This window comes from Paenibacillus sp. G34, assembly GCF_056856875.1.
In genome coordinates, this window is sequence record NZ_CM166469.1 from 3,983,097 (window position 1) to 4,001,430 (window position 18,334).

An 18,334-nucleotide genomic window follows, 5' to 3' on the forward strand; every position below is an offset into this window, starting at 1 on the left:
GATGGAATCAGCCCTGAATAATCCTGAATCACTGCGCGATTTGATCGCGAATCGATTGCAGTATTTTTTTCTCCAACCGTGAGACCTGCACCTGGGATATCCCCAGCCTGCTTGCCACTTCGGATTGAGTCTGATCCCGATAATATCGTAGATATACGATAAGCCGCTCCCGTTCACTCAGACCGCCGATTGCTTCATTCAGCGCCAGCTTGTCAAACCACTTCTCCTGAGATTCGTCCGCGATCTGATCCATCAGTGTAATCGGATCACCATCGTTTTCAAATACGGTCTCATGAATGGAAGTTGGCGGTTTGTTAGCCTCCTGGGCAAATACCACTTCCTCTGGGGTAACCCCGAGTTCAGCGGCAACTTCCTTAATTGTGGGCAGTCGATCCAGATGTTTGGACAGCTCGTCCCTCTTCTTGCGAACTTTATTGGCCATCTCTTTCAGCGAACGACTGACCTTTAAGGTCCCGTCATCCCGCAGAAAACGCTGAATCTCACCAATAATCATCGGTACCGCATACGTCGAGAACTTTACGTCATAACTGAGATCGAACTTGTCCACTGACTTGAGCAGGCCGATACAACCAATCTGGAACAGATCCTCCGGTTCATATCCCCTGTTCATAAAACGCTGCACGACGGACCAGACGAGTCTGATGTTGCAGTTCACCAGCGTATCCCGTGATTCATGGTCACCCGACTGACTGAGCGCAATCAGCCGTTTGACCTCGGCATCGTCCAAATAGGTCTGTGAAGATGGTTTCACTTCAGCATCCATAAGAATACCAACCCCTAATTATACAAAGCTTTCTTGGATTCAATCCTTTTTTTCATCTTGATGGAGGTGCCTCTGCCGGGCTCACTGCTGACTTCGAATTCATCCATAAAATTTTCCATGATCGTAAAGCCCATGCCCGACCGCTCAAGTTCGGGTTTGGACGTATACAGCGGCTGTTTGGCCAGGTCAAGATCTTCGATGCCTTCGCCGCGATCCTCTACAATAATCGTGATCATATCGTCACGAATCTCGGCTTGAATGGTCACAACACCTTCCGGATTGTTATTGTAGCCGTGGATGATGCTGTTGGTCACCGCTTCAGAGACGACCGTTTTCAGATCACTGAGCTCGTCCATCGTTGGATCAAGTTGAGAGATAAACGCCGCAACGGTCACCCGTGCAAACGATTCATTCTCCGACTTGGCCGCAAATTGCAGATTCATGAAATTTGTCCCTGTTCCTTCATTCATGAGACGACCTCCAGACCTGAGAGAGCAGTTCCCTCATTTTCGTATATCGGCATGATCTTGAACAATCCCGACATTTCCAGCAAACGGTATACCGGCGGATTTACATCGCAGACAACCATTTTGCCGCCTTTATTTTTGATCAACTTGTATCTTCCCAAAATAACACCTAGTCCTGAACTGTCCATAAACTGTAGGTCTTTCAAACTCAGCACCAGATGTTCGCATTGTCTGCGCTGTATCGCTTCATCCATCTGCATTCGCACCATGTCAGCTGTATGATGATCAAGTTCCCCGGATAATCGCACAATCAATATCCCGCGGTGATGCTCCATGTCCACATTCAAGTTCACGTTTGCCCACTCTCCTCCCTGTCTTGAACAAGGATTTCTACGTTGCCAAAAGCTTTTCCTGCCCCCCGACAAAACTAGAAGAAAACTCCTATTTAACTACAAAAATTGTTCCATTCACCAGCAGAAAGGCGCATCCTGCCGCTTAATCAAACAAATTGGAGGTCGTTCGCTTGAACAGCTTCCACCAGCCTGCTTTTCCTACGTCCTGCGGAGCCTGAATGTCGAATTCTTTAATCACTTCGTCTCCTTGATAGACAACGAGCTTGCCTACACTTTGACCCGCCTTGACCGGAGCTTTCAATTCTTTGACTACAATCAGTTCATGCCGGATATCCGTTGACTTGGCTCCTTTGCGCATCAGAACGCTGTAGTTCTGAGCTGCATTGAGCGGAAGCTCGGCAACATCACCTTTTTCAATCTTCAGACTACCCAGCAGATCACCCGCTTTGTATAGTGCCTTCATCGTGTATTGACCAAAAGCATAATCAAACATCGAGGACACTTCACTATTTCGGGTCTTCGTATTCGGCTCGCCAAGCACAACTGCAACGACGCGCAGCCCATCTTTGGACGCCGTAGCCGACAGACAGAATTTTGCTTCAGACGTGTACCCCGTTTTAAGTCCGTCTGCTCCCTGATAAAAACGTACCAACTTGTTCGTATTCACGAGCCAGAACGGCTTCTCAGAGTCTTTACGCAAGTAATCTTGATAAGCACCGGTATATTTCGTAATGCCCTGATGTTTCAGCAGTTCACGGCTCATGACCGCGATATCATGCGCAGAGGAATAATGATTAGCCACGGGCAGTCCATTCGCGTTAGCAAAACGTGTATCCTTCATTCCCAGCTCCTGCGCACGTTCATTCATCATCTGCACAAAAGCCTCTTCCGAGCCGCCAAGCTTCTCGGCCATGGCAACAGATGCATCGTTGCCAGAAGCCATAGCAATACCCTTTAACATGTCATCTACGGACATCTCTTCACCAGGCTCCAGAAAGATCTGTGAACCGCCCATAGACGCCGCATACTCACTCGTTCTTACCTGATCCGTTAACTTTAGTTTGCCTGAACTAATCGCTTCCATCGTAAGCAGCATGGTCATAATTTTCGTTATGCTCGCTGGGGGTAGCTGATCATGGCTGTTTTTCTCATAAATTACGGTTCCCGTATCTGCATCCATCAATATCGCCGAACGTGCAGATGGAGCCAAGTCCGTTCCTCCAGCAGCTTTAGGTGCTTCCTCAGCCAAAGCCGGTGAGGCCATTAAGGGCAGCAGAATACAAATGGTCATGAACGATGCCATTATTCTTTTCTTCACTAAATTCCCTCCTCAAATGAATAGCTCGGTAGTTAGTCCTCGCATGTACTGCTATCCATTGTCGGCGGGTTTGAAGTAAATTATTCCATTCTCAGCAGGTTTTCCCTAACTTTTTTTATCCAAGCAAAAGACAGGTGTGCTGTTCGTACGTATTTATCTTTTGAAAACTTATACAGCTCATAGGAACATCATTTATAGGTCTTACCTATGTTATATATCATTTATATATATTTCACCTATAATCGATATCAGATTATGATGTATATGTCACAATTTAAATATTCAGGAGGAAGATGTAGATGTCTTTTTATGATATGAAAATCCAATTCATTGATGGCAGGCCAGCTGATTTAAGTGTATACCGAGGAAAAGTACTTCTTGTTATTAATACGGCCAGTCAGTGTAGTTACTCACGTCAATTTGCGACTCTACAACAGATGCACGAAAAATACCGGCGTTATGGTTTTGAAATTCTTGCGTTTCCGTGTAATCAGTTTAATGAAAAGGAAGCAGGGGACAATTCAGAAGTGAAAGCTCATTGTGAAAATCAATTAAAGTTAACGTTTCCGTTATTTGAAAAAATTGAAGTCCGGGGGCTGCACGCTCATCCGATCTTTCAGTTTTTAACCGAGCAAGCACCCTTTCTAGGCTTTGACACTGAAACGGCTAGCGGGGAATGGATGGATCAATTTCTTAAAGAAAAATTCCCCGATATTTATCAGGGTGACGGGGTTAAGTGGAACTTCACTAAATTTTTGATCGATCAGAACGGTCATGTGCGAGGAAGATTTGAGACACCAACTGAACCATTTGAAATTGAGCCAAACATTAGATCATTGCTTTCAATGTAGTTAATAATTTAACGTTAATTAACAAGCATGTTTGGTCCTTGATTATTAAAGATTATCCTCTTCTCATATGTCATATTATTAAATAAGGGAACAAATCTATGGAGTAAACATCCTCCAATGATTTGTTCCCTATTCCATTCGTCAAACTAAAGATCCGTTCAGCTCGTTCATCAATGCCTCATTACATCTGAGGAATAATCGCCAGCACTAGGGCAAGGAAAGCTTCACGTACACGTTCTGTCGTTTCCATAACCTCATCATGAGACAAAGGCTGATCCAGTATGCCAGCAGCCATGTTGCTGATACAAGAAATGCCGAGCACTTCAATGCCCGCATGGCGAGCTACGATTACTTCGGAAACGGTAGACATGCCTACTGCATCCGCACCAAGAGTACGAAGCATTCTGATCTCTGCTGGAGTTTCGTAGTTAGGTCCAAGCAGACCCGCGTATACCCCCTCTTGCACATTAAAGCCTTGAGATGCTGCCGTATCCTTAGCAAGGGCACGTAAACGACGACTATAGGCTTCGGACAAGTCGGGGAAGCGCACGCCAAGTGCAGCATCATTTGGTCCAATTAACGGGTTTTTCCCCGTCATATTCAAATGATCGGAGATGAGCATCAAGTCGCCCGCTTGATAAGATGTATTTACGCCGCCAGCAGCGTTCGTTACTAACAGACTGCTTACGCCCAGTGCTTTCATGACACGTACCGGAAATGCCGTCAATTCCGGGCCGTATCCTTCATACATATGAAAGCGACCTTTCATCATCACAACTGGACGACCTTGAATCGTGCCAAGCAGTAGTTCACCTTCATGTCCTTCAACAGTGGACACCGGGAAATGAGGAATATCCTGGTACGCGATGCTAATGCCATCCTCAATTAATTCAGCCAGAACGCCAAGTCCTGACCCGAGAATTAGACCGACTTCCGGCTTAATGGAGCTTTTGCTCTGAATGTAATCTGCTGCCTCTGTAATCATCTGTTGATTTAGTGTTGTCATAAAATGCTGTTCCTCCTTGTGTAGTAACAATCCGTTTATGATTAAGCAGGGTTGTGATGCCTAGCCTGTGTTGGTGTATTAACCCAGCCTTCGAACATATAACCCGCGTATGTATAACGGCGTTGGTTGGTTTCATCATAATTTCAACTTAAAACGATACAGTATTCATTTATTCATGGCCCAAACCATAGTCCATGCTTTATTTGGCACGTGGATGATGGGTCTCATAAATTTCTTTCATCGTCTTGCGCCCATGCTGACTGTATTGCTGCCCAGGCTGTTCGACATGACCAAGCATGTCCTGCACCGCACGAGTATCAGCTCCATTCGCAATAAGGTGAGCCGCAAATGAATGGCGCAACGTATGCGGTGTAATTTCACCCGGGATACCCGCATCCACTGCGCATTTTTTTAACAGCTTCCAGAATCCCTGTCGGGTCAAACGCCTGCCGGATACGTTTACAAACAGTGCCTGCTCGTCCGTTCCTGCTTTAAGCAATTGACCACGGAACTCGTCCATATATACGCTCGCCCAGTGGGCAGCTGGTGCACCAATCGGTAAAATACGTTCTTTCCCCGCCCCGCCGCAACGAATGAAACGCATTCCAGGCTGTACGTCCCGCACATCAAGCGCAATCAGCTCCGATACCCGAATGCCCGTAGCGTATAACAACTCCAGCATGGCTCGATCTCGAACGCCTTGCGGAGAGCTGACATCAGGAGAGGCAAGCAGCAATTCGATCTCCTCAATGGTAAGAACTTGGGGAGGTGTCTTGTCAGCCTTTGGTGCTTCCACATCAAATGTAGGGTCCTGTACAATCTCACCGCGACGCATCAGAAAATGAAAATACGATCGCAAAGATACGATGCTGCGGGCAATCGTAGCATTCGCACGGCCATCCTTCTTTAGTTGGCCAACAAACAGGACAATATGCGTTCGTCTAACCTCACCCGCTTCGCGAATCCCGTATTCCTTTCTCACAAATTCCACGAACTTGTCCACATCTCGGAGATAAGATTCCAGCGTACTGCTTGACATTCCCTTATCTTCTTCCAGGTATAAAGCATAGGCGTGTATGGTCTGATGCATGTACAACACTCCTCATCTGACAGCAATGCCAACCGGCAGGCTGTTTCCGTATTTGCATCCCTGGCTGGCGGAGCTACTCTCCGTGCTGGCAGTTATTCTCCGTACCAATAAAAGAGGCGAAGCCGCTCAGCCATTGTAGGACGTGCTTCTCCAATGCCTGACCAATCCGTTTCCTGAAATACTTTAACCGCATTGCCGGTTGGCATTTGATACTGATCCACGGGTGAGATCCAGCCGTTAAACAGGTCCAGTACGTGATAGAACAGATAAACCAGCGCAGCAAAAAATACAATAAAACGTATAAAACGGAGCCCTCTCCGCACAGATATAATCATTGAAACGATCCCCTTCCCCTATTCAAGTCCAGTATTGTCCTTGAAACAGGGTATGTCCGTCCATCGGGTATTATGCCATGCCTGAACGAACCTTACAAGAGGTCCGGGACCAAAAAAGCTCCCCCGTCAAAACCGCCGGTGAGAGCTTGAAGATAGACTATGTTATTCTTCATCTTTGGGCTTTTGTTCATTTTTAGCTTTGCAACGATAACAAATTCCATGAAAGTCCAGTCGGTGATCTACTGTCGAAAAGTTAAATTCCCGCTCCAGTCGTTCTTCAAGCGGTCCAAGCCAGTCCTCACGTATTTCATCCATACTTCCGCATTGCACGCAGATTAAGTGATGATGGTGATGCTTGGATGTATCTCCGCGCAGATCATAACGCGCTACACCGTCGCCGAAGTTGATTTTCTCTACAACATGCAGCTCACTCAATAGTTCGAGGGTACGGTACACGGTTGCCAGACCGATTTCGGGAGCCTTTTCTTTAACGAGCATGAATACATCCTCTGCACTCAGATGATCTTCTTCATTCTCTAGAAGTACTCTAACGGTGGCTTCCCGCTGGGGCGTTAATTTATAACCTTGGGACTGTAGTTGCTGCTTAATTTTATCAATCCGTGCTTCCATTTTCTCCCTCCCCCTAGGAAATCACTGCACACTGCAACTTAACCCACTCTTTTCATTATAGGGGGAGTTCAATATCAAAGTCAACATTTTAGGACATGCAGTACAAGCTAGACAGGGAGCAGCATCGGCGTGACCCAACGCATCATTGCGGGGGTAACCCAGGTTTCAAAAGAAGCCACCCCAAGTAACAGCATTGCCATCACCACAGTCAAGATAACGTAGGAAGCAAAAGGCCTTTGGCGCCCTGGTGCACGGTGCATCAAAACACGACTACGTATGATATATAACGAGAACGTCATCGCCGCCACACTGCAGATCAGCAGGATCGGAATGACAAACAGATTATGCGGTGCTACGGATACAAGTGCAAACAGCAGCCCTTTCCATGAATACTGTCCAACGAGGTAACCCACAGTAAAACCGATCAGCACACCTTTCAGAAAATCCAGCACCAATATTCCCGGTAAACCGACAACGGACAAGCCTAGAATAAAAATTAATCCGACCCATTTCAGATGAAGCATAGCAATATCCCAATAGGACGTACTCTCTGCCCCTTGTGAGCTATGTTGCACCGTCATGAAGAAATTACCTAAGTATGCTTCGAGATCCTGCCGCTGTTCAAGAGATAGGGCGTTGACCATCAATGCGCCAAAGATAACACCGACCAGAAACAAGACAGCCACGAATACATATAACGAAGTTTGTCCTTTGAACGTAAAATAGGAAGAACGCATACGGGTACGAGTCCCCTTTCCGGTTATGCAGCTGAAGAAGATACTTCAAGCTTTAGCCTACTTGATCATCCTTATATTTCAGCTTATGAACCGGGACCCGCCTGTATGACTTCTTGTCCGAATTGTTAAACTTTGCTCCATTTGCTGGCTCTACTATTCCTTCTCTTTCGCCGCAACCTTACCGTACGTGCCTCCACCGCCAGAGGATAATGTAAGTTCACCCTTGCGAGCTGCCACAATCAATTCAGCGAGTAGCGGCCCGACCACCTCGGCCAGTTGAGCTTCATCTGTGCGGTGCAGCACAGCCATCTCCGTTCCAAAACGATCCAAGAGTTGACGCAGTTTGGCTTTCCCAAGCCCCGGAATGAATTCCAGTGGAACCTGATAGTAGTATGGCGGCCTGTTTGCTGGAAGCTCCGGCTTTTCGCGGTCCGCGATAGCCAGAATACGATCTAGCACCCCTTGAACAAGCTTTAGGCTACCGCAAAGTGGACAACGCTCAGCGGACAGATCCTTCTCATCCATAACGCTACCACATGCTCCACAATACGTCCGATGATATTTACCAAGTTTTGGATTCAAACCATAATTGGCCGCAATATGTCTTCCCTCTTCCCCTCGCAAGGCCATACGGAATTCGTCAAACGAAGGCGATGCAATCTGTAACTCATTGTATTCCCGCCCGATTTTACCTAGTGAATGCGCATCCGAATTCGTTAGAAACGGAACTTGATCCAGTTCCCGAATGTAACTCGCCATAGAGGAATCCGAGCTTAGACCCAGTTCAACCGCATCCACAAGGCTTGTATCCAGCACATCCGCCATACGTGGTGCTGTACTGCCATAAATGCCCTTGTGCGGGGTGAACACATGAGCGGGAACAATCAACCCGCCGCGCGCTTTGATCTCCGCTTGCATCTCAAGAGCCGGCACGTAGACCCGCTGGGAGCTTAGGTTTACATTTTTCATATAACGTGTCATCCAGGTTGTAAAAGACTTCATTGTAGCCAGATCCCGGAAGTAGGCCAGCATGTGGAACTCACGCATTTCAGGTTCACGCAGTTCTATTTCCGTTCCCAGCAGAATGGTTGTGTCCTGATACGCAATGCCGCCACCCTCAACCTCAGACATCGTACCGTTGTCCAGCAGCTCCTCAATATCCCTCTGCACAACTGGTGAATGGCTATCGATGACACCAAGCAGATGAATCCCTTTACGAATAGATGCTTCACGGGCAATATTCTCAAAAGTTAAGTCGCGGCTGCCGCTAATCTTGACTGCCTCACCACGGGATGTGCGTCCGATGTGGATATGAAGATCCGAGTAACACGGCTCCCAAAGCGACGACGTTCCCTCTTGATTTGGCATAATTAAAACCGTCCTGTCGTTTTGTAAATATCCCACGCATATACGGCCATCATCGTTTTGGCATCACTGATCCGATTTTCATCCATCAGCTTGTATGCTTCTTCCAGCGAAATTTCCGATACTTCAAGAAACTCATCTTCATCAAGGGCCATATCCCCAGCTTCCAGTTCTTCCGCGATATAAAGGTGAATGATTTCGTCCGCGAAACCTGGTGAGGTGTAGAAAGACCGCAAATGATGGAGCGACTTGGCCGTATATCCCGTTTCTTCCTTCAATTCACGTGCAGCAGCAATTTCAGGCTGTTCACCCGGGTCAAGCTTACCTGCTGGAATTTCAATTTCGGTACGCCCCATCGCCTGACGGTATTGATCCACGACCAACATGCGGTCTCCCTTCAATGCCAGCACCGCTACCGCCCCTGGGTGTTTGATAATCTCCCGGGTCGCAGTTTGGCCGTTTGGAAGTTTTACGGTGTCTACCTGAAGCGAGATCACTTTACCTTCGAAGATTGGCTTGGTGGATACGGTCACTTCATCGAGCTTTGGATTCGCCGGTTGGGGCGCATAGATGGATTCAGCAGATGTGTCGGATTTCATGATTACCTCAACTCCTTTTCATGTGTAAAAAAATCGTTCAATGAACTGAGATGTATAAAGTGGTGATTACAGGCATATGGTGAGCCTATAAGAATTTAATCGTGTGTACAAGTCTAATGCGTACAGCGAGAACCAAGGGGGACTCACCGAATGAAAAGTTATCTCACGCCTCAATCTGCACATGTGGTCGGACAAGCGAGACAAGTACAGCTTATTCTTAGACAATGGATGCGTGAATGGGGCCCTGAAACCAAATTAAGCGACATGCTTGCCGGTCGTAAAGGCTAGAACGTTCACCATTGTTCAAAAAGTCCGAACCCGGTCTACACCGAATTCGGACTCTCATTTCTTTTTCAAGCGATGCTAAGGTTACATCATCTAATATACGATCAATTAATCTGATCGCTTATTTGCCTTTTGCCGTTTCTTGCACAATCGCGATAACGACCTGGGACAGTTTCACAATGTCTGCTGCGCGAATGCGTTCTTTGGTCGTGTGAATGTCCTCGTATCCCACCGCCAGGTTAGCTGTCGGAATACCAAAACCGTTGAAAATGTTGGCATCACTGCCCCCGCCAGAAGCAAACGTGCTTGTTTCCAGGCCCAGGCTTCGGATCGCCCGCTGTGCAAGTTGCACCACCTCATGGTCGTCATGGAAACCAAAAGCTGGATACTTGATCTCACTGCGAAACTCTGCGGTTGCACCGTATTTGCGGCATGTCGTCTCCAATGCTTCACGCATTTGGGCAATTTGCTGTTCGATTTTTTCTTGCACAATACTGCGAGCCTCCGCATCGATCTGAACAAAGTCACATACCACGTTCAGTGCAGAGCCACCTTGGAACTTACCAATATTCGCTGTCGTTTCGTCGTCAATGCGTCCAAGCTTCATCGCCGCAATCGCTTTGGCTGCAACTTGAATGGCACTGATTCCATCTTCCGGATTCACTCCGGCATGGGCTGACTTGCCATAGATTTTCATCTCAATCTCGGCTCTTGCTGGAGCAGCAACACAGATCGTACCCACCGCTCCGTTAGAATCCAGCGCATAACCAAAGGAAGCATCGATATCTTTCGGATTCATTGCTCGTGCACCGACAAGACCAGACTCTTCTCCGACCGTAATCACAAACTGAATTTTACCATGCGGAATGTTGTTCTCCTGAATAACACGAATGGCTTCAAACAGAGCTGCAATGCCCGCCTTGTCATCCGCTCCAAGAATTGTTGTGCCCTCACTGCGAATCCATCCGTCCTCACCAAGCTCCGGTTTGATTCCCTGTCCGGGGGTTACGGTGTCCATGTGACATGTGAAGAGCATCGGCTCTACACCTTCTACACCTGCCACACCTTCAGCTTCCAGTGTAACGACCAGATTGCCCGCTCCATGCCCTGTCTCGTTCATTGTATCGTCCTCATAGACATGAAGACCAAGACACGCGAATTGTTCTTTTAACACCTTGGATATATTCTGCTCATTTTTTGTTTCGCTATCAATCTGCACCAGATCCATAAAATGCTGAATCACACGCTGTTCATTAATCATTAGACTTTCCTCCCTATCGTAGATACGGTACAATACAGGTACTATGGCTTGTTCAAAAGTTCTGAAAGGAGTTCTCTCTTCATGCAAAATAAGAAATGGTTCAAAATTGTGATCTATCTCATGCTGGCAGCTATGGTTGGCTCCACTCTTTTCATCGCACTGGAACCGTTGCTGTTTGGATAGTCACCCTGATCTGAAGCTCTCTTAACGCGCCCACTACAGACGCTGGAGGGCTTCTTTTTCCGTACTCCATATCAGATCATATGGGAATATACGCTGAAAATAAGGTACAATATCCCGGGCTACCTGCTCAACCGTGTATGAATTCCCCGTGATATCCTCCAAAGAAGTCACACCATACTGTTCAATTCCGCATGGAATGATACCCTGAAACCCAGCATGTTGAATGCCTGAGGTAATGTTAAAAGCAAACCCGTGACTCGTCACAAATCCACGTCGATGCTTACACCGATTAAACTTAATGCCGATGGCCGCAATCTTCAGATCACCGATCCATACGCCCGTATATCCCTCTTTGCGCTCGGATTCAACGCCCTGATCGGCGAGATAATCGATCATCACCTGCTCCAGCTTACGCAAGTAAGCATGCAGATCCAGCTCCTCATCCCGACCAAGTACTAACAAAGGGTAACCTACCAATTGACCCGGTCCATGATAAGTAATATCACCGCCGCGATCAATTTGAAACAAGGAGATGCCCTGTGCTTTCAACTCTTCCTCACTCCAAAGCAGATGCTCCGGATGGTTCTGTGAACCAATGGTATAGGTTGGTGGATGCTGTAAAAGCAACATCTGTTCAGGGCCTTCGCCTTCGTCCAGTTGCTGCACAATTGATTTCTGAAGATTCCATGCCGCCTCATAATCCAGCATCGGTATGTATGCCACATTCAGCGGTTTGCCCATGTTTCCCCACATCCTTCTGCCCATGGTTTAATATATGAAAATAAGTCTGTCTCTAGACAGCCAGAAAAGTGCACGGCCTGAGGCACATACACTTTCCCGTCATTCTATCATAAACTTAATACACTTTTGTTTCCATGTTGTAGCCTTCCAGGTTCTCCTTAACACGTTGCAGGAACCGTCCACAGATGACCCCGTCCAGAATCCGATGATCCAGAGAAAGACACAAGTTAGCCATGGACCGCACCGCGATCATATCATTAATGACCACCGGTTTCTTCACAATGGATTCAAAGGTAAGAATAGCGGCCTGTGGATAGTTGATAATCGGCTGGGACAAGATCGAACCAAATGAACCTGTATTGTTCACCGTAAATGTACCGCCCTGCATGTGATCCAGCTTCAACGTGCCTTCACGGGTTTTGCGAGCCAGATCATCGATCTCACGAGCAAGACCTGCGATATTCCGTTGGTCCGCCTGTTTGATGACAGGTGTAAGTACCGAATCCTCTGTACCTACAGCCATGGACAAGTTAATGTCCCGCTTCACAATAATTTTATCAACAGCCCATACTGAGTTCATAATCGGGTAATCTTTAATCGCATTGACGACACCCTTCATCATAAACGAAAGATAGGTCAGGTTAATGCCCTCTTTCCGTTTGAACTCGTCCTTCAACTTATTGCGTAGCATCACGAGGTTGGTTACATCCACCTCAATCATTGTCCACGCATGAGGGATTTCAGATACACTTTGACGCATGTTACGCGCTATGGCATTACGCACTGGGGTAACATCGATAAAATATTCCGATCTTCCTTGTCCGCCGCCTTCCACTTCAATCTGTGGAATTTTCGGACTTTCGGTCAGATGGATTCCGGAATGACGCACAGGAACGCCCGCATCGGACGCAGGTAGCGTCTGTCCTGCGACGCCACCAGAATCTACCGAACCTGTATTCAAACCTGTATCTCTAATTCCACTGAACGGTGAAGAAGATGTCGACTGTACTTCCCGATTAGACGCAACAAATGTTTGTTCAGACGCTGATGATGCATTCGCTTGACCACCTTGCGCAACATAGGCAAGTACGTCTTTACGTGTGATTCGACCGCCAGCCCCTGTTCCCGGAACCTGCTGCAGATTCAGTCCATGCTCTGCTGCCAAGGACTGTACTGCAGGAGAATACCGATGACGCATCGGCTGATTCGGATCAAATGCTGCTGCATTCGAACCTGCAGCTGCTACAGGAGATTGGCCTCCGGTACGCGGTGCTTGAGCTTGTTGCGATTGCTGCTCCTGGCTCGCAGCAGGTGTCACTTGTTCCGCCATATCTTCATCGCCAGCAGCGACTTGCATACGGCAGATGGCCTCACCTACCGCAATGGTCGTTCCTTCTTCCACCAATAGATCACCCATAATGCCATCCACCGTAGAAGGTATCTCGGCATTCACTTTATCCGTAATGACTTCACAGATCGGCTCGTACTGCTCCACACGGTCACCCGGTTTTTTTAACCATTTGGCTATAGTAGCCGAGACCAGAGATTCCGCGAGTTGCGGCATAATGACCTCGATCCATTTCATACGTTCAGCCATTGATTTATCACTCCAAACTTTGTTCTATCTTTATCGATTAATACGCTGCAAGTTCGCGCATGGCTGTTTTGGCTTTATCCTTGCTCAGCATATAAAACTTCTCCAGCGTAGGACTGATTGGCATAGCCGGTACATCTGGACCGCACAAACGCTGAATAGGGGCGTCCAGATCAAAGAGACATTCCTCACTGATGATCGCCGCCACTTCTGCGCCTACACCACCGGTTTTGTTATCTTCGTGCACGATCAGCACCTTGCCTGTCAACCGGGCAGAATCAATAATCGCTTCACGGTCGAGCGGTTGCAGCGTACGCAGATCCAGTACGTGTGCCGTGATGCCCTCTTCCCGTTCCAGCTCCTCAGCGGCCTGCATAACAAAATGCAATGGCTGACTGTACCCGATAACTGTAATATCGGCACCTTCACGAAGCACATTGGCCTTACCGATTGGAACGATGTAATCATCTTCAGGCACATCTTCCTTGATCAGCTTGTAGCATTTTTTATTTTCGAAAAAGAGTACCGGGTCCGGGTCGCGGACAGCCGCTTTCAGCAAACCTTTCGCGTCATACGCCGAGTAAGGAGCAATGATTTTAAGTCCCGGTGTACCAAAGAAGATGGATTCCGGACATTGGGAGTGGTACAAGCCGCCGAAGATCCCGCCACCGATTGGCGCTCGAATCACAATTGGACAGCTCCAATCATTGTTGGAGCGATAGCGGATTTTGGCCGCCTCACTAATAATCTGATTTGTTGCTGGCAACATAAAGTCCGAATATTGCATTTCCGCAATCGGCTTCATACCGTACATGGCTGCACCGATAGCCACACCGGCAATCGCCGATTCAGATAATGGCGTATCCATGACACGCATCTCGCCAAATTGATCCTGCAACCCTTTGGTTGTCGTGAACACGCCACCTTTTACACCGACGTCCTCACCAAGAACAAAAACATTCTCGTCCCGCTCCATCTCTTCTTTCATTGCGAGACGGATTGCATCAATATATTCCATCATTGCCATGATTACCGTCCCCCTTCTTCGCTGTCCGCATAGACATGCGTCAGTGTGTCCTCAGGTTTCGGATATGGCGCGTTGTCTGCATATTCAGTTGCTTCCTTCATTTCCAGCGCGAGCTGGGAAGCCAGATCCGCATCCCGGGCTTCGTCCCAGATGCCACATTCGATCAAGTAATTTTTCATGCGAAGCACGCCGTCTTTTTTCCAGTTCTCCTCAACTTCTTCCTTGGTCCGATAGGCCAGATCATTATCCGAAGTGGAGTGTGGAGACAGACGATACATCATCGCTTCAATCAGTGTTGGTCCTTCTCCTGCGATGGCACGCTGGCGCGCTTCCTTCACTGCCGCATATACCTCAAGTGCATCATTGCCATCTACACGCAATCCTGGGAAACCATAACCCAGCGCACGATCAGAAATTTTGCCGCTGAGCTGTTTGTGAATAGGAACCGAGATTGCATATTGATTGTTCTCGCACATAATGATGACAGGCAGCTTATGCACACCTGCAAAGTTTGCGCCTTCGTGGAAATCCCCCTGGTTGCTTGAACCTTCACCAAAGGTAACAAAAGAAACAAATTCTTTCTTTTGCATCTTGGCAGCAAGAGCAAAGCCAACCGCATGAGGAACCTGCGTGGTAACCGGACTAGAGCCTGTAACGATACGCAGCTTCTTGTGACCAAAGTGACCCGGCATCTGCCGTCCGCCACTGTTTGGATCTTCCGCTTTCGCAAATGCAGACAGCATCAGCTCACGCGGGGTCATGCCTACAGCCATAACGAAGCCGTAATCGCGATAATAAGGTAAATAATAATCGTGGTCTCGATCCAGACCAAAAGCCGCACCGACTTGCGCAGCCTCCTGACCTACACCGGATACGTGAAAGTTAATTTTGCCGGCCCGCTGCAAGAGCAAGCAACGCTCGTCAAACTTGCGTGCAAGCAGCATGTATTTGTACATATCTAAAACTTCTCCATCGCTAAGTCCCAGTTGTTGATGTCGATGAACCGCGTCTGCAGTACCTTGTGAACTCATATGAGGTACCTCCTTTTAATCAGAGCCTTTTGCAAGTCTTACTACCCACTCTTATAACCTGGTACTAAGACTTGGCTTAACCCTATTATAATCCTTTTTGCCCGAAAAAGGAAAGTACCTTTCTCACTCGGCTGTTTGGCTTACATTCCAATTGCTTTTCCATCCACAGCTAACATCGCTTCGCCCATGATTTCCGACAATGAAGGATGCGGATGAATGGTCTGCCCGACTTCCCATGGCGTCGCATCCAGCATCTGTGCTAATGAAGCCTCAGCAATGAGTTCCGTCACGTGGGTGCCAATCATATGTACTCCCAAAATATCATTCGTTTTGGCATCTGCAATCACCTTCACGAATCCATCACGACTTCCGTGGATCAAGGACTTGCCGATGGCCTGGAACGGAAACTTGCCGGTTTTGATCTCGTGTCCGCGTTCTTTGGCTTCCTTCTCCGTAAAGCCAATGCTAGCCGCTTCCGGGCGTGTATATACGCAACGCGGGATACGATGTGCTTCAACCGGATGTACACTCTCCCCGGCCAGATGATTCACTGCCAGTATCCCTTCGTGACTCGCGGCATGTGCGAGCTGTAATCCGCCAATGCAGTCGCCAATTGCATAGATATGACCTTCTCCAGTTTGCAGATGTTTGTTGACCGCAATAAAGCCTCGTTCGACTTTGATATCGGTATTCTCAAGCCCGATATTTTCTACGTTAGCCTGACGTCCAATGGATACTAGCACTTTTTCAGCCGTCAGGGTTTCCAGTTTATCTCCCGCGAGCTCTACATCAATGTGTACGTTCTGATCTTCGGTGCGGTAACTGTCCGGTATCAGCTTGGCGCCAGTAAGGAAACGCACACCCCGTTTACCAAGCAAACGCTGCATCTCTTTGGCCACATCCTCATCTTCTGCAGGAAGTACATGGGCTGCTGCCTCAACTACCGTCACACTCACACCAAAATCATTCAACATGGAGGCCCACTCAAGGCCGATGACTCCACCTCCCACAATGAGAATTGAAGCAGGTAGCTCGTCCATACGCAACGCTTCATCACTGCTCATAATATATCTTCCATCCGGTTCAAGACCCGGCAGTACACGTGGACGAGAGCCGGTGGCAATAATCAGGTTGGTTGGAACGACCGTGTCCATCTCACCATCCTCGAACTCTACTGCCACTGCTCCGCTCTGCGGGGAGAAGATGGAAGGCCCGATCACTCGCCCTTTCGCGTGTATAACCTCAATTTTATTTTTTTTCATTAAATATTGAACGCCTTGATGAAGTTGCTCCACAATCGCATCTTTACGTGCCTGCACTTTCGGGAACACCAAAGTTGCTCCAGTCGTCTCAATGCCGTAGCTCTCACTGTCTTGAATCTCGGCATACATTTCGGCACTCTTCAGTAGCGCCTTGCTTGGGATACAGCCACGATGCAGGCACGTTCCACCAAGCTTGTCCTTTTCAATAATAACGACCTTTTTGCCTAGTTGAGCGGCACGTATTGCAGCAACGTATCCTCCCGTTCCTCCGCCGAGTACGGCAATATCACATGGTATTGGCATCTCTATGTTCTCCTCTATATACTCATTTTTTTGAACTATATAAGTTGAACTAGAGCTTTACACAGCCCACTACGATGACAGAATAACCTTTCAATCGCTGTTATCCCCAGATTTTTTCACATCCGTTTTTCAAAAGGAGAAAATCTGGTGATAAAGGCGAGCACTTCGTTTTTCCAGGTTTTTTCTGTCCTCTCCGTTAATGTGTAAAAAATAGTTCAACTTATATAAATAATAATAAAATGACCTGTGGTACCTAATTTACTTCGTACCCTCTATATATCATTGTACTCTCCTTACGCAGCCAACTCAAAGTTTGACCATTCTCGCATGGACAAATTAATACAATCCAAGCTATGATATAAGCAGGGATTCCCTGTAAGCGTAACCTTTATTTTATGTCTACTCTGGCAGAAAGGGTATAATGCTCATGAATACAAAAATAGTCTTTGCACGATTCCTTGCCATACTTATACTCGTCATCCCCGGATTAATGGCTATGAAGGGTTTTCTGATGATGAAAGATGCCCTGTTCCTATATTATGCTGAGCATGGAAACGACCTGATTGCCCCTGGCTTCCAGTGGCTTTCCTTCCTGGGCGGGCTTGTGCTTTTTGCAGCAGGCATGAGTTTTCTGGCCGGCTGGATTCTGTTTCGTGACCGCAAACGTAATTATGTAGGACCACGTTTCCGCTCGAAAAAACAACCTGAACAGATGGAAACACCCGGAAGCAGTTCATGATTCCGGGCTTTTTTATTTCCTTCTATTTTACATAAAGACAGGTTAACCACAGAAGAGGAAGCAGAGTAATTTCCACATCATTTGCAAGCTTCATTCATATAAGGCATCCCGCAGTTTGGTAGACATACGCGACTCCTTCGATGAGGATTTAAGAATTGTTCTGCGTAGTGTAAGATTGCTGGCTTGCAGACGTTCAGCTTCTGTTAGCAGTTCCGTAAATAATGCCTGCACAGCACCATCCAGCTGGCCTGCTTTATTTAAATCCTCATAACGCTGCTTCAGTGAGGTTAATGCTTCGTTCATTTTTAACACCTCTTTTCAGTTAAATCCATTGACTCCAGATTTCTAAACCTACATTGTAACTATCCATATC

Annotated in this window: 22 protein-coding genes; 4 read left to right on the plus strand and 18 right to left on the minus strand. The window is 47.4% G+C overall.

Annotated features, from left to right (window positions below):
- Window positions 1-28 precede the first annotated feature (28 nt).
- The 4 genes from sigF to AC1VYS_RS18005 form a co-directional block, all read right to left on the minus strand.
- A complete protein-coding gene (gene sigF / locus AC1VYS_RS17990) occupies window positions 29-784 on the minus strand; it encodes an RNA polymerase sporulation sigma factor SigF (protein ID WP_090922432.1) in 756 nt (251 codons plus the stop codon).
- A gap of 14 nt (window positions 785-798) precedes the next feature.
- The gene (gene spoIIAB / locus AC1VYS_RS17995) at window positions 799-1,254 is read right to left on the minus strand and encodes an anti-sigma F factor (protein ID WP_123062222.1); all 456 of its coding nucleotides are present in this window, start codon (window positions 1,252-1,254) and stop codon (window positions 799-801) included.
- Complete coding sequence (gene spoIIAA / locus AC1VYS_RS18000) at window positions 1,251-1,604, minus strand: anti-sigma F factor antagonist (protein WP_342551759.1); 354 nt, start codon at window positions 1,602-1,604, stop codon at window positions 1,251-1,253. Before spoIIAA ends, spoIIAB begins: the two co-directional genes overlap by 4 nt.
- 142 nt (window positions 1,605-1,746) lie before the next feature.
- A complete protein-coding gene (locus tag AC1VYS_RS18005) occupies window positions 1,747-2,922 on the minus strand; it encodes a D-alanyl-D-alanine carboxypeptidase family protein (protein ID WP_482910847.1) in 1,176 nt (391 codons plus the stop codon).
- 299 nt (window positions 2,923-3,221) lie between these two features.
- Between AC1VYS_RS18005 and AC1VYS_RS18010 the strand changes: the two genes are divergently transcribed.
- Window positions 3,222-3,773, plus strand: coding sequence for a glutathione peroxidase (locus AC1VYS_RS18010; protein ID WP_482910848.1), 552 nt, complete (start codon window positions 3,222-3,224; stop codon window positions 3,771-3,773).
- 181 nt (window positions 3,774-3,954) lie between these two features.
- Here AC1VYS_RS18010 and AC1VYS_RS18015 read toward each other — a convergent pair whose 3' ends face one another.
- The 7 genes from AC1VYS_RS18015 to AC1VYS_RS18045 all read right to left on the minus strand — a co-directional run bounded on the left by AC1VYS_RS18015 (window position 3,955) and on the right by AC1VYS_RS18045 (window position 9,535).
- Window positions 3,955-4,779: a purine-nucleoside phosphorylase gene (locus tag AC1VYS_RS18015; RefSeq protein WP_482910849.1), complete on the minus strand. Its 825-nt coding sequence runs from the start codon at window positions 4,777-4,779 to the stop codon at window positions 3,955-3,957.
- Window positions 4,780-4,978: 199 nt separating this feature from the next.
- On the minus strand, window positions 4,979-5,869 hold the full coding sequence (locus AC1VYS_RS18020) for a tyrosine recombinase (protein ID WP_482910850.1): 891 nt from the start codon (window positions 5,867-5,869) through the stop codon (window positions 4,979-4,981).
- A gap of 92 nt (window positions 5,870-5,961) precedes the next feature.
- Window positions 5,962-6,204: a DUF4227 family protein gene (locus AC1VYS_RS18025; protein WP_482910851.1), complete on the minus strand. Its 243-nt coding sequence runs from the start codon at window positions 6,202-6,204 to the stop codon at window positions 5,962-5,964.
- A 162-nt stretch (window positions 6,205-6,366) separates the two neighbouring features.
- Window positions 6,367-6,834 carry a ferric iron uptake transcriptional regulator gene (gene fur, locus AC1VYS_RS18030; RefSeq protein ID WP_441922297.1) on the minus strand — a complete coding sequence of 156 codons (468 nt, stop codon included), beginning with the start codon at window positions 6,832-6,834 and terminating at the stop codon, window positions 6,367-6,369.
- Window positions 6,835-6,941: 107 nt separating this feature from the next.
- A complete protein-coding gene (spoIIM, locus tag AC1VYS_RS18035; protein ID WP_482910852.1) occupies window positions 6,942-7,571 on the minus strand; it encodes a stage II sporulation protein M in 630 nt (209 codons plus the stop codon).
- Between the two features lie 153 nt (window positions 7,572-7,724).
- Window positions 7,725-8,939: an endonuclease Q family protein gene (locus tag AC1VYS_RS18040; protein WP_482910853.1), complete on the minus strand. Its 1,215-nt coding sequence runs from the start codon at window positions 8,937-8,939 to the stop codon at window positions 7,725-7,727.
- Between the two features lie 2 nt (window positions 8,940-8,941).
- The gene (locus AC1VYS_RS18045; protein ID WP_482910854.1) at window positions 8,942-9,535 is read right to left on the minus strand and encodes an NUDIX hydrolase; all 594 of its coding nucleotides are present in this window, start codon (window positions 9,533-9,535) and stop codon (window positions 8,942-8,944) included.
- Window positions 9,536-9,685: 150 nt separating this feature from the next.
- On the opposite strand from AC1VYS_RS18045, the gene AC1VYS_RS18050 reads away from it, so the two are divergent.
- Window positions 9,686-9,823: a Z-ring formation inhibitor MciZ gene (locus AC1VYS_RS18050; protein WP_090922454.1), complete on the plus strand. Its 138-nt coding sequence runs from the start codon at window positions 9,686-9,688 to the stop codon at window positions 9,821-9,823.
- Between the two features lie 118 nt (window positions 9,824-9,941).
- Here the strand turns inward: AC1VYS_RS18050 and AC1VYS_RS18055 are convergent, their stop codons facing one another.
- On the minus strand, window positions 9,942-11,081 hold the full coding sequence (locus AC1VYS_RS18055) for a M20/M25/M40 family metallo-hydrolase (protein ID WP_482910855.1): 1,140 nt from the start codon (window positions 11,079-11,081) through the stop codon (window positions 9,942-9,944).
- An 81-nt stretch (window positions 11,082-11,162) separates the two neighbouring features.
- Between AC1VYS_RS18055 and prli42 the strand changes: the two genes are divergently transcribed.
- The gene (gene prli42 / locus AC1VYS_RS18060; RefSeq protein ID WP_090922458.1) at window positions 11,163-11,264 is read left to right on the plus strand and encodes a stressosome-associated protein Prli42; all 102 of its coding nucleotides are present in this window, start codon (window positions 11,163-11,165) and stop codon (window positions 11,262-11,264) included.
- A 33-nt stretch (window positions 11,265-11,297) separates the two neighbouring features.
- Here prli42 and lipB read toward each other — a convergent pair whose 3' ends face one another.
- From lipB to lpdA, 5 genes are all read right to left on the minus strand, one after another.
- Complete coding sequence (gene lipB / locus AC1VYS_RS18065) at window positions 11,298-12,005, minus strand: lipoyl(octanoyl) transferase LipB (RefSeq protein ID WP_154888478.1); 708 nt, start codon at window positions 12,003-12,005, stop codon at window positions 11,298-11,300.
- Window positions 12,006-12,120: 115 nt separating this feature from the next.
- Window positions 12,121-13,602, minus strand: a complete 1,482-nt coding sequence (locus AC1VYS_RS18070) for a dihydrolipoamide acetyltransferase family protein (RefSeq protein WP_482910856.1) — start codon at window positions 13,600-13,602, stop codon at window positions 12,121-12,123.
- Window positions 13,603-13,639: 37 nt separating this feature from the next.
- Window positions 13,640-14,626 (minus strand): alpha-ketoacid dehydrogenase subunit beta, encoded by a 987-nt coding sequence (locus AC1VYS_RS18075; protein ID WP_090922464.1) that lies wholly within the window; start codon window positions 14,624-14,626, stop codon window positions 13,640-13,642.
- 2 nt (window positions 14,627-14,628) lie between these two features.
- Window positions 14,629-15,657 carry a thiamine pyrophosphate-dependent dehydrogenase E1 component subunit alpha gene (locus AC1VYS_RS18080; RefSeq protein ID WP_441922279.1) on the minus strand — a complete coding sequence of 343 codons (1,029 nt, stop codon included), beginning with the start codon at window positions 15,655-15,657 and terminating at the stop codon, window positions 14,629-14,631.
- 140 nt (window positions 15,658-15,797) lie between these two features.
- On the minus strand, window positions 15,798-17,222 hold the full coding sequence (gene lpdA, locus AC1VYS_RS18085) for a dihydrolipoyl dehydrogenase (protein ID WP_482910857.1): 1,425 nt from the start codon (window positions 17,220-17,222) through the stop codon (window positions 15,798-15,800).
- A gap of 421 nt (window positions 17,223-17,643) precedes the next feature.
- On the opposite strand from lpdA, the gene AC1VYS_RS18090 reads away from it, so the two are divergent.
- Window positions 17,644-17,961: a DUF2627 domain-containing protein gene (locus AC1VYS_RS18090; RefSeq protein WP_482910858.1), complete on the plus strand. Its 318-nt coding sequence runs from the start codon at window positions 17,644-17,646 to the stop codon at window positions 17,959-17,961.
- A 90-nt stretch (window positions 17,962-18,051) separates the two neighbouring features.
- On the opposite strand, the gene AC1VYS_RS18095 is transcribed toward AC1VYS_RS18090, so the two are convergent.
- Window positions 18,052-18,264 carry a hypothetical protein gene (locus tag AC1VYS_RS18095; protein ID WP_482910859.1) on the minus strand — a complete coding sequence of 71 codons (213 nt, stop codon included), beginning with the start codon at window positions 18,262-18,264 and terminating at the stop codon, window positions 18,052-18,054.
- Window positions 18,265-18,334: the final 70 nt, after the last annotated feature.

Coding starts and splice junctions, on each gene's coding strand:
- sigF (WP_090922432.1), bottom strand. CDS start 784: ATGGATGCTGAAGTGAAACCATCTTCACAGACCTATTTGGACGATGCC.
- spoIIAB (WP_123062222.1), bottom strand. CDS start 1,254: ATGAATGAAGGAACAGGGACAAATTTCATGAATCTGCAATTTGCGGCC.
- AC1VYS_RS18010 (WP_482910848.1), top strand. CDS start 3,222: ATGTCTTTTTATGATATGAAAATCCAATTCATTGATGGCAGGCCAGCT.
- AC1VYS_RS18015 (WP_482910849.1), bottom strand. CDS start 4,779: ATGACAACACTAAATCAACAGATGATTACAGAGGCAGCAGATTACATT.
- AC1VYS_RS18020 (WP_482910850.1), bottom strand. CDS start 5,869: ATGCATCAGACCATACACGCCTATGCTTTATACCTGGAAGAAGATAAG.
- AC1VYS_RS18025 (WP_482910851.1), bottom strand. CDS start 6,204: ATGATTATATCTGTGCGGAGAGGGCTCCGTTTTATACGTTTTATTGTA.
- fur (WP_441922297.1), bottom strand. CDS start 6,834: ATGGAAGCACGGATTGATAAAATTAAGCAGCAACTACAGTCCCAAGGT.
- spoIIM (WP_482910852.1), bottom strand. CDS start 7,571: ATGCGTTCTTCCTATTTTACGTTCAAAGGACAAACTTCGTTATATGTA.
- AC1VYS_RS18040 (WP_482910853.1), bottom strand. CDS start 8,939: ATGCCAAATCAAGAGGGAACGTCGTCGCTTTGGGAGCCGTGTTACTCG.
- AC1VYS_RS18045 (WP_482910854.1), bottom strand. CDS start 9,535: ATGAAATCCGACACATCTGCTGAATCCATCTATGCGCCCCAACCGGCG.
- AC1VYS_RS18050 (WP_090922454.1), top strand. CDS start 9,686: ATGAAAAGTTATCTCACGCCTCAATCTGCACATGTGGTCGGACAAGCG.
- AC1VYS_RS18055 (WP_482910855.1), bottom strand. CDS start 11,081: ATGATTAATGAACAGCGTGTGATTCAGCATTTTATGGATCTGGTGCAG.
- prli42 (WP_090922458.1), top strand. CDS start 11,163: ATGCAAAATAAGAAATGGTTCAAAATTGTGATCTATCTCATGCTGGCA.
- lipB (WP_154888478.1), bottom strand. CDS start 12,005: ATGGGCAAACCGCTGAATGTGGCATACATACCGATGCTGGATTATGAG.
- AC1VYS_RS18070 (WP_482910856.1), bottom strand. CDS start 13,602: ATGGCTGAACGTATGAAATGGATCGAGGTCATTATGCCGCAACTCGCG.
- AC1VYS_RS18075 (WP_090922464.1), bottom strand. CDS start 14,626: ATGGCAATGATGGAATATATTGATGCAATCCGTCTCGCAATGAAAGAA.
- AC1VYS_RS18080 (WP_441922279.1), bottom strand. CDS start 15,657: ATGAGTTCACAAGGTACTGCAGACGCGGTTCATCGACATCAACAACTG.
- lpdA (WP_482910857.1), bottom strand. CDS start 17,222: ATGCCAATACCATGTGATATTGCCGTACTCGGCGGAGGAACGGGAGGA.
- AC1VYS_RS18090 (WP_482910858.1), top strand. CDS start 17,644: ATGCTCATGAATACAAAAATAGTCTTTGCACGATTCCTTGCCATACTT.
- AC1VYS_RS18095 (WP_482910859.1), bottom strand. CDS start 18,264: ATGAACGAAGCATTAACCTCACTGAAGCAGCGTTATGAGGATTTAAAT.